The following is a 14,529-nucleotide window of genomic DNA, read 5'->3' as shown; positions in this document are numbered from 1 at the left end:
TCATACCCGACTGGCAGCCAATCGAACACCGCAAAGCAGGCGGCAGATGTGGACCGCATTAGGAAACCCACGGCGCCGGCGCGGTTTCGCGCCGGCTGCCGGATGGCTACGCCTTATAGCGAGCCGAGTTTGCCGAGGTCTTTGGCGACCAGATAATAGAAGGTCACGCGGCTCTTGGTGTTGTCCGCATGCATCGCCTTGCAGGTCTTCTCGATCGACGCGTTGGCCTTGGCGGCATCGGCGACGCCGAGCTTCTTGCCGATCCAGTTCTCCCGCACGCGGTCGAGTTCCTTCGGGTCGGTGCAGGATACCAGCGAGGAATCGCGGTTCCTGAGCGCAATGCCCAGATGCTTGACGATCTTGTCGACCGCGTCGGCGCTGGCGCCGGCGTCGTATTTCTTCACGTCCGCTAGATAGTCGGCCATCAAACTTCCCCTCGTCGGCGCCGCGGATCCGGTCGATGAGGGTTGCGGCGCGTCGCGCAACTTGTGCGCTAGGTCAGATACTCCTCACCGTGGGCGAGATTTGATTGTGTCAGCGCGCAAGTCAACCCTTGGCTGCGCAGTTTGGCATAACCGGATAAGCGCCGGTTTGGCCTTTCTTTTTCCGTCATCGCTCCCTATATTCGCTTCGTCGGCTTGACCGACTATGGCGATAAACAGGCGATGAAATAAGCCGTTCGGACCCGGGGGCGGTACCCGGCGCCTCCACCAAAAACCGCTCTGGCTGACGGAGCGGCTTTTGCTGGGGGCGAAATAGGATCGACGAAGGTGTAAAGATCGTACTTTTGCCCGGCATTGTACCACCGTCATCGGGCTAAACTTATAGTTGCCAACGACAACTATGCGGAAGCTCGTCTCGCTGCTTAATGCGGCGCGAACGCTTCAAATCAAGTCCTAGCGGTTCGCACTTCTAGGCGGGGTTCGGAGGTACCTGGCAACAGAAACCTCCACCTTTCCCCGTTTTAATTCTTCCCCATTAACCGAACGGCCAAGGCTCGTCCGGCGCTTGATGGCAGCGGCAAGGCCGGTCAAACGCGGCTGTTCTCAAACGGGGACTATCGATGGGATAACAGGCCGCGAACGAAGATGCGGCTCCGGTTGCGCGGGTAGTGAAGGGCCTGAAACGAAAAAGGCCGGGATCAACCCGGCCTTTCCTATTCTTGTCGGCGATAACTTACTCCGCCGGTGCTTCGACCGCTTCGCGCGCGCGGCCGAGCGTGAGCTTGGCCAGCGTGAAGGAAATCACCGCGCAGAGCGTGATGCCGGCCACCATCGGCAGTGGCGTGCCGTCGAAGAAGATTCCGGCGACGCCCATGGCGAGCGCGCCGATGGCGAAATGCAGCGTGCCCATCAGCGCCGAGGCCGTGCCGGCGATCTCGCCATGCTCTTCCATCGCCAGCACCGAGGTGGTCGGAATGACCAGGCCAAGGAAGCCGTAGCCGACGAAGAGCAGCGCCGCCATCACATCGAGCCGGTCGACGCCGGACGCCATGATCGCGAACAGCGCCACCATCACCGTGGCATAGCCGGTCACCGCCACCCAGACGACGCGCTTCAGTCCGAAGCGATCGGCGAGCAGCCCGGTCAGCTGCGACATGCCGATGAAGGCAACCGCGTTGATCGAGAAGAACACGCTGTAGACCGACGGCGACAGGCCGTAATGGTCGATCAGGATGAAAGACGAGCTCGACAGATAGACAAAGAAGCTCGCGATGCCGAAACCGGCGATCGCGACAAGGCCGAGGAAATTTCGATCGCCCATCAGATGCCGGTAGCCGGCCAAAGCCGTGCCGAAGGACGAGTTGGCTCGTTCCTCGGCCGACCGTGTCTCCTTGAGCGAAGTGGCGAGCAGTATCGTGGCCAGTGCAGCCGCGCCCGTCACCGTCCAGAATACGGCGCGCCAGCCGAAGCTTTCGATGATCTGGCTGCCGGTCAGCGGCGCGAGGATCGGCGAGACCGAGAACACCAGCATCAAAAGCGACATCAGCTTGGCGGCCTCGTTGCCGGTATGCAGATCGCGCACGATGGCGCGCGGAATGGCCATGCCGGCGCTGGCGCCGAGGCCCTGCAGGAAGCGGAAAGCGATCAGCCACTCGATGTTGGGCGCCATGGCCGAGCCGACGCCGCCGACCATGAACAGCGCCAGACCAGCGTAAAGCGGCACCTTGCGTCCGACCATGTCGGAGATCGGCCCGACCGCGATCTGGCCGAAACCCATCGACAGGAAGAAGATCAGAAGGCTCATCTGCACGGCGGCGGTGCCGGCATGCAGGTCCTGGCCGATGGAAGGCAGCGCAGGCAGATACATATCGATCGCAAACGGGCCGATTGCGGACAACAAGCCGAGCACGACCGCGATGCGGAGGAATTTGGGACTCATGATAAGGCTCTTTTTCGGATCTGGTTGCTGCCGCGAAAGACCGGCGTTTGAACCCAGGACGTTCCATCCCGCGGAAATCCTACGTTCAAGAGCGAACTTGTTCGTCTCGTGAGGACAAATTTCTTCGCCCCGTAAGTGCGGATTTCCGTTTGTTGTGTCCACAAATTTAGACAGCCTTGTCCAATTCGTCAATCACCGCTATATAGATTTTCATGAAGCACGGCGTTTCTCCTGACACTTTCCCGCCACGCAGCCATGAGGCCAAGCGCGTGTCGGTGGTCGACGCTGCTGCTTCTGTTTTCTGCCGGGAAGGCTATGCCGGCGCCAATATCGACCTGATCGCGGCCGCGGCGGGCGTGTCGCGGCAGACCGTCTACAACCATCATGGCGACAAGGAAAAACTCTTCGTCGCCGTCGTGCGCGACCTGACCGAGCGCTGCAATGCCGGCATCTTCGCCACCATCGCAACCTTCCCCGACCAGCCCGCCGATCTCGAATCCGACCTGATCGCCTTTGCGGTGCGCATGAACCGCAACTGCATCTGCAACCGCGACGGCCGTTTCCTGCGCAAGCTGATCCAGGCCGAAGGCGAACGTTACCCGGAACTGTTCGCAGAATGGCGCGAACAGGGTCCGGGCCGCACATGGTCGGCGCTTGCCGCCCGTTTCGCCCGGCTTGCCTTCGCCGGTCACCTGTCGATCGGCGATCCGGACGTCGCCGCGCGTCAGTTCCTCGCCCTCGTCAATGCCGAGCTTCAGATCACCTTCATGCTGGGCGGCACGCCGACCGAGGAAGAGGTGCTGCGCTCCGCCACAAACGGCGTGCGGACCTTTCTCAGCGCCTTCGGCAGGAAGAAATTGCCAGCCGGCAAACCGGCGGCGCTCGTTCACGCCTGAGCGATCAAATCGCCGACACCCCTCTTGGCCTCACGGCTTTGCGCCTATATGCGGTTTACGCCGCGCCCAAGCTTGATTACAGCTATGCGGACGATTCAACGGAATCCGACCATCACATGGCCGACGACCACATCCGCTACGACATTCTGGCCCAGGAGGCTCTGCGCGGCGTCATGCGCAAGGTCCTGGCCGAAGTCGCGCGCACCGGCCTTCCGGGCAATCATCATTTCTTCATCACCTTCCTGACCGGCGCGCCGGGCGTGCGCATCTCGTCCAGGCTGCGTGAGCGCTATCCCGAGCAGATGACCATCGTCATCCAGTTCCAGTACTGGGACCTTAAGGTGACGGATGCCGGCTTCGAGGTCGGGCTTTCCTTCTCCGACGTGCCGGAAAAGCTCGAAATCCCCTTTTCCGCCGTGCGCGGCTTCTACGATCCGTCGGTCAATTTCGAACTCGAATTCGACGTCAAGACGGAGGGCGTCGAAGACGAGGCCGCGGCTCCAGTCGCCGAACCGATCGCGGTCGTGCCCGAGAAGAAGGCCGAAACGAAGAAGAAGGCTGCCGAGGCCGAGAAGAAGCCGGCGGTCGCCGAGACTGGCGGCAAGGGCGCCGACGTCGTTTCGCTCGACTCCTTCCGCAAGAAGTAGGCGGTACCATGGGCGAGATCATCAATCTCCGCCAGGCCCGCAAGCAGAAAGCTCGCATCGAGAAAGAACGCCAGGCCGGCGAGAACCGGGTCCTCTTTGGCCGCTCGAAGGCGGAGCGCGAGCGTGACCGCCTGACATCCGAAAAGACCGAAAACTTCGTCGCCGGCCACCGCCGTGAAAAACCCGACGATCCCGGCAAGCGCTGAGTGCTGCAATGGCCGCGGTCGAAAAACGTTCGGTAACGATCCGCGGTCACCGCACCAGCTTTTCCCTGGAACAGCCCTTCTATGACGATCTCATCGCCATCGCCGCCGAGCGCTCGCTGTCGCTCGCGGCGTTGGTCGCCGAGATCGACGAGACGCGCACCCGCGACGCGAACCTGTCGTCCGCGCTGCGGCTCTACGTGCTCGCCTGGGCAAAGCGCGGCGGCGCGACGTCCTGAGAATGGTTTTTAAGCCGGATCGCCGACGCTTTGTTGCGGTTCGCGCTTGGCGCCGAAGCTGAGCAAGGCGGTGCGGTCGCGCTCCTCCGCCTGCTTTTTCGACCGCACCCGCATCATGTCTTTCCAGCCGATATAGCCGACGAGCCGTTCGTCCTCGCGCGAGACCACCGGCAGATGCGAGACATTGGCTAAAAGCAGCTTGTCGGAAAGCGCCTCCAAATATTCGTCCGGGTACGCCAGCGTGATCTTGCTGCCGGCCAGCAATTGGCCGAGCGTCGCCTTGCGATGCTTGCCGTTACGACGCCAGCGCAGGATCGCCGGCGGATCAATGACCCCCAGCACATGTCCCGCTTCATTGATCACCGGGAAGCTCGGATGCCGCGTGTCCGGCGCGGTCAGGAAGGTTGCAGCGCCATGCAGCGTCATCGTCGCCGGCACGCTCTCGACCCTGGTCGTCATCACTTCGCGCACCCTGGTCAGCGCGAAGGGATCGACGCGGTATTCGCGAATGATGTGATGCCCGCGCCGCGCCACTTTCTCGGTCAGGATCGAGCGCTTCATCAACAACACGGTCACCGCATGGGCGGTGGCGCAGGCCGCGATCAGCGGCACCAGAACATGCGTGTTGCCGGTGAGCTCGGTGGCGAAGAAGGTCGCGGTCAGCGGCGCCCGCATGGTGCCGCCCATGGTCGCCGCCATCGCCAGCAGCGGCCAAAAGCCGGGGCTCGCTTCGGGCAGGATGCCCGACAGCACCGCGCCCATCGCGCCGCCCATGATGAGCAGCGGCGCCAACACGCCACCCGAGGTCCCGGACCCCAGCGCGACCGACCAGATGATGGCCTTCACCACCAGAAGCAGCAGCGCGGCGGTGGCCACCGTGCGGCCGTCGAGCATGTCGGCGATGTTGTCGTAGCCGACGCCAAGCGCCTGCGGCTCGATCAGACCGCCGATCCCGACCACCAGGCCGCCGATCATCGGCCACCACATCCAGTGTATCGGCAGCTTCAGGAAAGCGTCCTCGCAGGCATAGACCAATTGCGTCAGCAGGCCTGAAAGCAGCCCGGCGCAGATACCGATCAGCACCCAGCCACCCAGCCCGGTGACCGATGCCTCCATGGTCCCCGAGAACGGAAAGATCGGTCCCGGCAGGTGCAGCAAGGTGCGCTCGACTTCGGCGACGATCGCGGCGACCGCGACCGGAATGAAGCTGCGCGGCGTCCATTCGAACAGGAGCAGCTCGACGGCAAGCATGATGGCCGCAATCGGCGTGCCGAACACCGTCGTCATGCCGGCGGCCGCGCCCGCGACCAGCAGCGTCTTGCGCTCATTGTCGCTGACCGGCAGCATCTGCGCGATCAGCGAGCCGATGGCGCCGCCGGTCATGATGATCGGGCCTTCGGCGCCGAACGGTCCGCCCGAGCCGATCGAGATCGCCGACGACAGCGGTTTCAGCACCGCGACCTTGGCGTCGAGCCGCGAGCGCCCGAGCAGGATCGCCTCGATCGCTTCGGGAATGCCGTGGCCGCGGATCTTCTCGCTGCCGAACCTCGCCATAAGGCCGATGATCAGCGCGCCGACCACCGGCACGACTACCGCGGCAAGCCCAAGCGGCGTGTCCGCGAGCCTCAGTTCGGCCAGCGAGAACTGGCCGAAATAGGCGATGTTGGTGGCGAGCCGGATGAGCTTCAACAGCACGATGCCGGCGAACAGTCCGGCGGTCGCGACCACGACGGCGATGGCGGCGATGACGAGCACGCGAGGATCGGTCGTGAAGTCGCGAAGATGACCGTTGCCGGCGTTAGCGGATTTCATTGTGGGAGCCCGGGCTTTCTGGCGGCGCAAAGGGGTCGCCCTGTTTTCGGTGGTTTCATATCGTAATACGATATAATGCTTCAAGCCCGTTTTCGATCATCGATCCGCGTCATTTTGGACAAGGATCGCGTCAGCCTCGACCCTTCACCCGCGCTTTCAAAAGAGTTGAGCTTTAACGGGAAACAGCCATAAGTCGAAAAATGACGTCTCCGCCGAAGAAACCCCGTCCAGCCATCAGCCAGGCCGACTACCAGCGGCTCTCCCAGTTCCGATATCTGATCCGCCGCTTCCTCGAATTCAGCCAGATCCAGGCGAATGAGGCCGGCCTGACGCCCCGCCAGCACCAGGCGCTGCTGGCGATCAAGGGATTTCCGGACGGCGGACCGGTGGCGGTGGGCGATCTCGCGGAACGGCTACGCATCCGCCATCACAGCGCTGTGGAACTGGTGAACCGCCTTGCCGAGGCGGGCCTGGTCACCCGCGATCAGGACAAGAACGATCACCGGCGCGTACTGCTGCAGCTCACCCCTTTGGCGGACGATCACCTGGCCGACTTGTCGGCCGCGCATCTCGACGAGCTTTCGCGCATCGAGCCGATGCTGCGACGTCTGCTCTCGCGTCAGGAAGAGTCCTAGAGCGCGCTCTGGATAAGCTCAACCGCCGTCGAGCGACTTCAACAGATTGTCGATGGTGAACGGATTGGCCTTCGGCTTCGCCGGCGCCGGACTCGAGCCGTCGTTGACGCCGGGTAGCGACTGGTCGGCCTTAGGCGCCTGCTGAGCCGCCTTGCGCTCCGCTTCCAGCTTGGCCTGCTCCGCCCTCTTCCGATCCGCTGCCTGCGCCTTGGCGGCCTCGTCCGCGGCTCGCTGCTCGGCCTCGGCCTGCGCCTGCGCATCGGCCTTGGCTTTGGCGTCCGCCTCGGCCTGGGCCTTGGCGTCGGCTTCCGCCTTGGCCCTCGCCTCTTCGTCCGCTTTGGCCTTCGCGTCGGCTTCAGCCTTTGCCTGCGCCTCCGCTTCGGCTTTCGCCTTGGCTTCCGCCTCGGCCTTCTGCCGCGCCTCTTCCTCCTGCCGGCGCAACTCCTCGGCCGCGTTCTCGCGCTCGGTCTGCAGCGACGCGTAATAGCGCACTTCGCGCCGCAGCCGCTGCTTCTCCAGCAGCGCCGCCTGCATCGCCTCGACCCGCTGCTGTTCCTTCTCCAACGCGCGCTGCGTCAGGAACTGCGCCAGTGGACCGCTGTCGAATTGAAGCGCGGTCGCCCCGAGCGGTCCGGCCAAGCTGAAATTGACGGCCGGTTCGGAACCGACCAGCGCCTCGTCGCCGGGACGATAGGTCAGCGCCCCTTTTGCCGTGACGGTGCTGGTGTTGAGATCGGCCGTCACGTCGGCGGACAACGTCGCGCCGGAATTGTCGAGGCTGATCGGCGGCGCCCGCACCGTGCCGTTGGCGACGGTGAAGGCCACATCCACATCGCCGGCGGCGAAGCTGCCCTGCCCGGCGATTTGCGGCGCGAAGTCCGCCGTCTTCGCCGCGTCGATGTCGCGTCCGATCACGTCGGCCTTGGCGATCATGGCGGCAAAGCCGTCCGGATTGATGCCGTCCACCTTCAATCCCTTCAGCGCCGCGGTGCCGGATCCCGACAGGGCGGCGATCATGGCATCGACCGATTTGCCGCTGGTCGACAGCGCCGCCGAAAGGTCGCCACCGCCGCCGATGCCGGCGCCGGGAAGCCCGGCGGAAAGATCGCCGCCGGCGAGCCGCATCTGGCCGGAGAACAGGCCGGTGCCCTCCGTGTTCTTGAGGTCGAACAGCCCGGTCAGATCGCCGCCGTAGAGCTTCGCCTTGAGGTCGGAGACGTGGATGCCTTCGCCGTCGAGCTTCAGCGAGAATGAAGCGTCATGCGCCGTGGCGAATGGCCCGACGGCGAGCGACGACGTGTTGAGATCGAGGTCGGCGTTGAACGGGAGGGTCGACTTCTGGCTGAACGGCGTCGTCGGCCATCCGCCCTTGGCGGGAGCGAAGGACTGGTCGCCGAACAGCGAGACCGCCAGCGGATCGAGGTCGAGTTCGTCGAGCGCCAGCGCTCCGGCAAGATGTGGCAGCCCGTCCTTGGCGTCGATGTTGACGTCACCGGACACTGCCGCCTTGTTGATCGACCCTGTCAGGCCGCTCAGCACCAGAAGCCCGTTGCCGAAATCGGCGTCGGCGGCCAGCGATGTCGACGTGCCGGTTCCCATGCCGGGCAGGCCGACGCCCGTCGTCATCAGCCATGGCTCGATGTCGGCGGCGTCGAGATTGAGCTTGCCTTTGGCGGTTGGGCCTTGCTCCGTCTCGGCGACCGTTCCGTCGAAGCTCGCTTTGAAGTCGTCGGCCGTAAGGTTGAAGCTGGTCGCGAGACCGCCGGCGACCGAGCCTTTCGCCGAGATGTCGGTGCTGGCGTGGCCGAGCATGCCGAGCGGCAGCGCCGGCAGCCCGTAAAGCGCAAGCAGCGTCGTGGCATTGTCGTTGCGGGCGTTGAAGGTGATCGCTACCGGCGCCTCGGAGAGCTTGTCCGCCGTTCCCTTGCCGGAAAGCGAAGCCGAGAAGGCCGAGCCGCCGGCCTTGCCCTGGGCGGAGAGCGCCAGCCCTGTGCTACCGTCGCCATTGTCGGCGGCGCTGGTCAACAGATCGATGCGCGCGTCCTGGAACAGTTCGGGATAGGCGGCCGCGCGGCTGGCCAGTCCTTTGAGCCCGGCATTGTCGGGATAATGCTGGGCCGCGACGTCGATCAGCGGTTTCAGGTCCACCGCCACGACGGAAGCGCTGAGCTTGCCGGTCGGGCTCTGGGGGAAATCCTTGACCCGGCCGGTAGCGCTGATCGAGGCGCCGGCGAGGCCGCCGATCGACAGTCTGTCGATCTCGAGCAGGCCTTCACGCAGCCGCAGCGCCGTATCGACCGTGTCGGCGGTGAGCCCGACGGCGCTGACCGGCCCTGCCTTGATCTGGAAATCGAGATCGCGATCCGAAAAGCGGTTGGCGCCCTTGTCGCTAATGAAGATCGAGGCGAAGGCAGCGAGCCCGTCAAGGTCCATCTCGCCACCGGTCAGCCGCATCAGCACCGATGGCTTGGCGCCGTCCGGCTGGCTGGAATCGATGCTGCCGGCGAATTTCGCCTTGCCGAGGATGAGCTCGAGATCGCTGAAGGACTGCCGGTTCTCGCTGAGATCGACCTTGGCCTTGAAGCCTGCCGCGGGCAGCCGGCGGATGGCCTCGTCGACATCTTTCGACAGCCAGGCGGCAAAGCCGGAAGGCTGCCCGACGGCTAGCAGCAACGAACCGGTGAAGCCGAAATGGTCCTCGACACTCAGCATGCCGTCGGCTTCGAGCGTCGTGCGGCCAGGCAGCGTCGCGGCAAGCGACTTGACCGACCAGCCGCCCTCGACCGGCTCGGCCGACAGTCGCACGTCGCGCACCGTCGTGTCGCCCGCCACCACCGCCGGCAGCCTGACTTCGAGCGTGCCGGGTATCGTCGGCTTCGGCATGTGCTGCAGCGTCTGCTCGAAGGCCGCGATGCGCTGGTCGAGCGTAAAGCCCGATCCGGCGGCGCCGCCGACGGCCTCGTCGAACTGGACCTGCGCGCCGCTCGCCTCGACGGCAAAATGCGGCTTCAGGCCTAGATCGACCGAGGCCTTGCCATCGGCGGTGTAGGGATTGTCGAGCGGCCCGGTCTCGAAACGAAACTCGTCGACATTGAGTTTTTGGTGGTCGAGCGCGAACTTGCCGTTGAACCGGAAGCCTGGATCGGGCTTGCCGGTGCTGATCTTGACCGGCTCGCCGTCATTGCCGCGCAGCTCGGCCGAATTCCGGTCGGCGCCCGAAATCTTGAACTGGCCGGAGTAGACCGCCGCGCCCTTGACGATGCCGGCATTGCCGTCGGTTTCGATGATCAGCGGATAGGCGTCGGGATCCGCCTTCAGCCTGAGCCGCATCTGGCCGTCGGCCTCGAGCTTGCCGGTGGAAGCCGACACGTCCGTGCGCATGCCATCGAACCGCAGCGTTCCGTCCATGCGCCAGGGTCCGATGAGCGCTTTGGCGGAAATCGTCGAGTTGATCTCGGAGATCAGGTGACGGCGTCCGCCGGCGGCATGGCGCAGCTCGACCTGCCCTTCGGTTATGGTCAGCTTTTCGATCGCGATCTGGCCGGGATCCAACGGCGCCGAGGGCCGGAGCGCCCAATCGACCGTGCCGTTGCCGGCAACGTCGATGGTCGCCCTGGGGTGCACCAGCCGCATGTCGAAGATCAGCACCTCGCCGCGCAGGAATGGTGCCAGTTCCGCATCCATGGAGAAGGTCTCGGCCGTCATCGCCGGCTGGCCTTCGGGCCCGCCCGCGACCTCGACATTGGAGAATGTCACCGAGGGAAACGGCAACAGCCGCGCCGTCGCATCGCCCTTCACCGTCACCTTGCGGCCAAGGATGGCGCTGGCCTCGTGCTCGAAATCGCTCCGGTAACCCGTCCAGTCGATGAAATACGGCACCACCAGCGCGGCGCACAGCACCAGCACGAACAGGCCACCGAAGATCACGAACAGGCGGGCGAGCATCTGTTTCCCAAGTCGAAAGTCAGCCGCACTCTACCCGCATCCGCGTGTCGATAAAGAGGCAATTCCATTAGCGACTGCCAATAGTTACCGGCAATGTCCGCTGTTGCGCGACCGCTCGTGCTCGCGATATCTTTTTCCCGACGATCTCGCCCCAGCGGTCATGTCCCTGGCCGTCGCATCTCAACCCAGCACGGAGCATTCCCCATGTCAGGCAAAAACTGGGACAGAGTGCCGATCGATGCGCAGAGCGTCGATGCGCCGCTCTCCTCGGCGGCTGTTTTCCTGGTCGCCACGGTTGGCAGCGATAACGCATCTCTCTCGAAAGTGGCTTCGGTGCTCGGCGCGCTGGACGACCTGGTCAAGAATGTCGGCTTCCGCGACCTGTCCGGCCGGCTGTCCTGCATCGCCGGCATCGGCGCCGGCCTCTGGGCGCGCCTTTCGCCGGACCGACGGCCGCTTGAGCTGAAGCCCTTCGCGCCGGTCAAGGGATCGGTCCATTCGGCGCCCTCAACGCCCGGCGATCTCCTCTTCCACATCCGCGCCGAACGGCCCGACATGTGCTTCGAATTCGAGCGCATCCTGCTCGACAGTCTTGGCGGCAGCGTCACCGTCGTCGACGAGGTTTCGGGCTTCCGCTATTTCGACGCGCGCGACCTGCTCGGTTTCGTCGACGGCACCGCCAATCCGACTGGCCTCGACCTGCCCGCCTCCGCTTTGGTCGGCGACGAGGATGACGACTTTGCCGGCGGCAGCTATGTCGTGGTGCAGAAATACCTGCACGACATGGCCGCCTGGGGCAAAACGCCGACGCATGTCCAGGAAGAGATCATCGGCCGCACCAAGATCGACAACATCGAGATCGATGACGACGACAAGCCGCGCAAGTCGCACAAGTCGCTGGCCACGATCGAGGACGACGCCGGCAATGAATTCGACATCCTGCGCGACAACATGCCGTTCGGCCGCCCGGGGCAGAACGAGTTCGGCACCTATTTCATCGGCTACACGCGCTATCTGTGGGTGATCGAAAAGATGCTGCAGCGCATGTATGTCGGCGAGCCGCCCGGCGCCTACGACCGGCTGCTCGACTTCTCCACCCCGCACACCGGCACGACCTTCTTCGCGCCGACACGGCCCATGCTACAGAAGCTTGTGGAAGGAGCACAAGAATAAGCGGCCGCAGGCGCGCTGCGGCCCGGCGATCAGCCGTTCACCGCTGCGATCAAAGCCTTCAGCACCGATCCTTCTCGCAGGCTTAACTGGAAATCTCTAGCTATGAATTCCAGGGTCGAATCATGGAAGGTGAGAATGAAGTGCCGCCGGCCTGAAAACAGTTCCGGCATATGGCGCGGGTGAACCCGGTTCGCCTCTTCCAAAGAGGCAACCCAGGACGAATTGACGACTTCGAACGCGGAATAGTGTTGCAGGCCGAGCGCGTAAAGCCGATGCCCGCTCAGGGCCTCGTCGTTCGGCGGGCCGAATTGGAGTGCGACATAAGGGGCCACCGTCAGGATTGCGACGGTCTCCCCCTCCGTACGTGCCGAAATCGAGCGCGGATTGGTGCCGTCAAAAGACGGATCCGGAACGTTGACGATGTAGGCGATCAACAGCCGCTCTTCATCCGCGAAAACATGCGGCAATGAAGCGCCAGCCGACGATGACGGCAGGTCGACGGGCACTAGGCTTTCAGCCGATGACATTCCTAGTGGCCGACGCCCGGCAAGATCTTGCCCGGGTTCATGATGTTGAGCGGATCGAGCGCCTTTTTGATCGTGCGCATGACATCGACGCCATGGCCGAGCTCGTGGCGCAGGAAACCCACCTTGCCCTGGCCGACGCCATGTTCGCCGGTGCAGGTGCCTTCCATGGCGATCGCGCGCATGTTGAGCCTGGCGACGAATTTTTCGGCCAGCGCAATCTCATCCGGATTGTCGACATCCATCAGCACCAGCACGTGGAAATTGCCGTCGCCGGCATGACCGACGATCGGTGCTACCAGCCCCATCTCGGCAATGTCTGCCTCGGTCTCGGTGACGCATTCGGCAAGCCGCGAGATCGGCACGCAGACGTCCGTCGAAAGCCCTTTGGCGCCAGGACGCAGCGTCAGCGACGACCAATAGGCGTCATGCCGCGCCTTCCAGAGTTTTGTCCGCTCCTCGGCGACGCTGGTCCAGAGGAACGGCCCACCGCCCTGCTCCTCGGCGATCATGCCGAAGGTCTCGGCCTGTTCGGCGACGCCGGCGTCGCTGCCATGGAACTCGACGAACAGGCACGGGCTCTCCGGATAGTCGAGTTTGGAATAATTCTTCATCGCCCGCATCTGCAGCGCGTTGACCAGTTCGATGCGCGCCACCGGGATGCCCATCTGAATGGTCGCGATCACCGTGTTGCAGGCCGCCTCCAGACTGGGGAAGGGACAGACGCCACCGGAGATCGCCTGCGGGATGCCCTGTAGCCTCAGCGTCAGCGAGGTGATGATGCCGAGCGTGCCTTCCGAGCCGACCAGAAGCCGCGTCAGGTCGTAGCCGGCCGAGCTTTTCTTCGCGCGCTTGCCGGTCGTCACCGTCTCGCCGTCGGCCATCACGGCGGTAAGCGACAGCACGTTTTCCCGCATCGTGCCGTAGCGTACCGCATTGGTTCCGGAGGCGCGCGTCGCCGCCATGCCGCCCAGAGAGGCATTGGCGCCGGGATCGATCGGGAAGAATAGGCCGGTGTCGCGCAGATGCCGGTTGAGATCCTCGCGCGTCACCCCGGGCTCGACTGTGCAGTCGAGGTCCTGCGGATTGACCGACAGGATGCGGTTCATGCGCGAGGTGTCGACGGAGATGCCGCCGCCCGGCGCGTTGGTATGGCCTTCGAGCGAGGAGCCGACGCCGAAGGCGATCACCGGCACGCGGTGGGCAGCGCAGGCGCGCACGATCTCCTGCACTTCCGCCGCCGTCTCGGCGAAGGCAACGCCGTCCGGCGCCTGGGTCGGGATATAGGTGGTGGTGTGCGCATGCTGGCCGCGGATCGCCTCGCCGGTCTGGAAGCGCTCGCCGAATTGCTGCTTGAGGATGCCGAGCACCGCGGCGATGCCTTCCTCGTTGCGCTCGACCGGGTTGAGGTCGCTCAAAGCCATGAATTCCTCCGCGAATGGACCAGTGGCCACCCTTGTAATGCAGCTATGGATGATGCCTAAAGCAATTCCAGGAAAAGTGTGAAGCAGTTTTCCGTCGGCAATTGCGCCAGAACGACGAGAACCCTTACTGGCGACGCCTGTCCAGCGACAAGGAAACCAAAATGACGATCCCCGCTCCGATCATCTCCGGCCCAATGGCGATCGAGAAGGAATGGATCGACTATAACGGCCATCTCAACATGGCCTATTACAACGTGCTGTTCGACCGCTGTTCGGACCAGGCGTTCGAGCTGATGGGCATGGGGCCGAACTACGCCAAAGAGCGGCGCCTCACCATCTACACGGCCGAGGTTCATGTCTGCTACGTGCAGGAGCTGCATCTCGACCACAAGGTCAACGTCTCGTTCCAGCTCATCGACCATGACGAGAAGCGGCTGCGCGCCTACCAGGAAATCCGTCACGTCGACGGCTGGCTGGCGGCGACCTCCGAATCGTTGTCGCTGCATGTCGACATGGAAGGACCGAGAGTGGCCCCCTTCCCCGCCGAAGTGATGGCCGAGGTCGAGGCCATGCGCGCCGCCCATGCCGGACTGCCGATGCCGGAGCGCGCCGGCCGCTCGATCGGCATCAAACGCAAGAGCGCTTGAAA

At 64.2% G+C, this 14,529-nt stretch carries 13 protein-coding genes and 1 other RNA gene; 8 read left to right on the top strand and 6 right to left on the bottom strand.

Translation table 11 applies throughout. From position 1 onward, the window contains the following. Window positions 1–113: 113 nt before the first annotated feature. The gene (locus DPM33_RS24205) at window positions 114–425 is read right to left on the bottom strand and encodes a DUF2853 family protein (protein WP_112099923.1); all 312 of its coding nucleotides are present in this window, start codon (window positions 423–425) and stop codon (window positions 114–116) included. Between the two features lie 168 nt (window positions 426–593). Here DPM33_RS24205 and ssrA point away from each other — a divergent pair. Further along, window positions 594–954: a transfer-messenger RNA gene (gene ssrA / locus DPM33_RS24200) on the top strand. 222 nt (window positions 955–1,176) lie between these two features. Here ssrA and DPM33_RS24195 read toward each other — a convergent pair. Beyond that, window positions 1,177–2,382 carry a multidrug effflux MFS transporter gene (locus DPM33_RS24195; RefSeq protein ID WP_112099922.1) on the bottom strand — a complete coding sequence of 402 codons (1,206 nt, stop codon included), beginning with the start codon at window positions 2,380–2,382 and terminating at the stop codon, window positions 1,177–1,179. 212 nt (window positions 2,383–2,594) lie between these two features. Here DPM33_RS24195 and DPM33_RS24190 point away from each other — a divergent pair, with 212 nt between their 5' ends. From DPM33_RS24190 to DPM33_RS24175, 4 genes are all read left to right on the top strand, one after another. Continuing rightward, entirely contained in the window at window positions 2,595–3,278 is a 684-nt protein-coding gene (locus tag DPM33_RS24190) for a TetR/AcrR family transcriptional regulator (RefSeq protein ID WP_112099921.1), read from the top strand. A 116-nt stretch (window positions 3,279–3,394) separates the two neighbouring features. Continuing rightward, window positions 3,395–3,925 carry an SspB family protein gene (locus DPM33_RS24185; RefSeq protein WP_112100039.1) on the top strand — a complete coding sequence of 177 codons (531 nt, stop codon included), beginning with the start codon at window positions 3,395–3,397 and terminating at the stop codon, window positions 3,923–3,925. Window positions 3,926–3,933: 8 nt separating this feature from the next. Further along, window positions 3,934–4,131, top strand: coding sequence for a DUF4169 family protein (locus tag DPM33_RS24180; protein ID WP_112099920.1), 198 nt, complete (start codon window positions 3,934–3,936; stop codon window positions 4,129–4,131). An 8-nt stretch (window positions 4,132–4,139) separates the two neighbouring features. After that, entirely contained in the window at window positions 4,140–4,367 is a 228-nt protein-coding gene (locus DPM33_RS24175) for a ribbon-helix-helix domain-containing protein (protein ID WP_112099919.1), read from the top strand. Window positions 4,368–4,376: 9 nt separating this feature from the next. On the opposite strand, the gene DPM33_RS24170 is transcribed toward DPM33_RS24175, so the two are convergent. Then, complete coding sequence (locus tag DPM33_RS24170) at window positions 4,377–6,179, bottom strand: chloride channel protein (protein WP_112099918.1); 1,803 nt, start codon at window positions 6,177–6,179, stop codon at window positions 4,377–4,379. A 200-nt stretch (window positions 6,180–6,379) separates the two neighbouring features. On the opposite strand from DPM33_RS24170, the gene DPM33_RS24165 reads away from it, so the two are divergent. Continuing rightward, window positions 6,380–6,814: a MarR family winged helix-turn-helix transcriptional regulator gene (locus tag DPM33_RS24165; protein WP_112099917.1), complete on the top strand. Its 435-nt coding sequence runs from the start codon at window positions 6,380–6,382 to the stop codon at window positions 6,812–6,814. A gap of 18 nt (window positions 6,815–6,832) precedes the next feature. Here the strand turns inward: DPM33_RS24165 and DPM33_RS24160 are convergent, their stop codons facing one another. Next, window positions 6,833–10,759, bottom strand: a complete 3,927-nt coding sequence (locus tag DPM33_RS24160) for an AsmA family protein (protein WP_112099916.1) — start codon at window positions 10,757–10,759, stop codon at window positions 6,833–6,835. 204 nt (window positions 10,760–10,963) lie between these two features. On the opposite strand from DPM33_RS24160, the gene DPM33_RS24155 reads away from it, so the two are divergent. After that, a complete protein-coding gene (locus DPM33_RS24155; protein ID WP_112099915.1) occupies window positions 10,964–11,932 on the top strand; it encodes a Dyp-type peroxidase in 969 nt (322 codons plus the stop codon). Between the two features lie 29 nt (window positions 11,933–11,961). On the opposite strand, the gene DPM33_RS24150 is transcribed toward DPM33_RS24155, so the two are convergent. Together DPM33_RS24150 and DPM33_RS24145 are read right to left on the bottom strand one after the other, a co-directional pair. Continuing rightward, window positions 11,962–12,459 (bottom strand): hypothetical protein, encoded by a 498-nt coding sequence (locus DPM33_RS24150; RefSeq protein ID WP_167449198.1) that lies wholly within the window; start codon window positions 12,457–12,459, stop codon window positions 11,962–11,964. Between the two features lie 2 nt (window positions 12,460–12,461). Continuing rightward, complete coding sequence (locus DPM33_RS24145; protein WP_112099913.1) at window positions 12,462–13,880, bottom strand: FAD-binding oxidoreductase; 1,419 nt, start codon at window positions 13,878–13,880, stop codon at window positions 12,462–12,464. A 161-nt stretch (window positions 13,881–14,041) separates the two neighbouring features. Here DPM33_RS24145 and DPM33_RS24140 point away from each other — a divergent pair, with 161 nt between their 5' ends. Beyond that, entirely contained in the window at window positions 14,042–14,527 is a 486-nt protein-coding gene (locus tag DPM33_RS24140; protein WP_112100038.1) for a thioesterase family protein, read from the top strand. Window positions 14,528–14,529: the final 2 nt, after the last annotated feature.

Origin of the sequence: Mesorhizobium hawassense (genome assembly GCF_003289945.1) — a bacterium.
GTDB lineage: Bacteria > Pseudomonadota > Alphaproteobacteria > Rhizobiales > Rhizobiaceae > Mesorhizobium > Mesorhizobium hawassense.
Note: the sequence above shows the minus strand (reverse complement) of the source record. Positions and strands in the feature narration are given on the sequence as shown.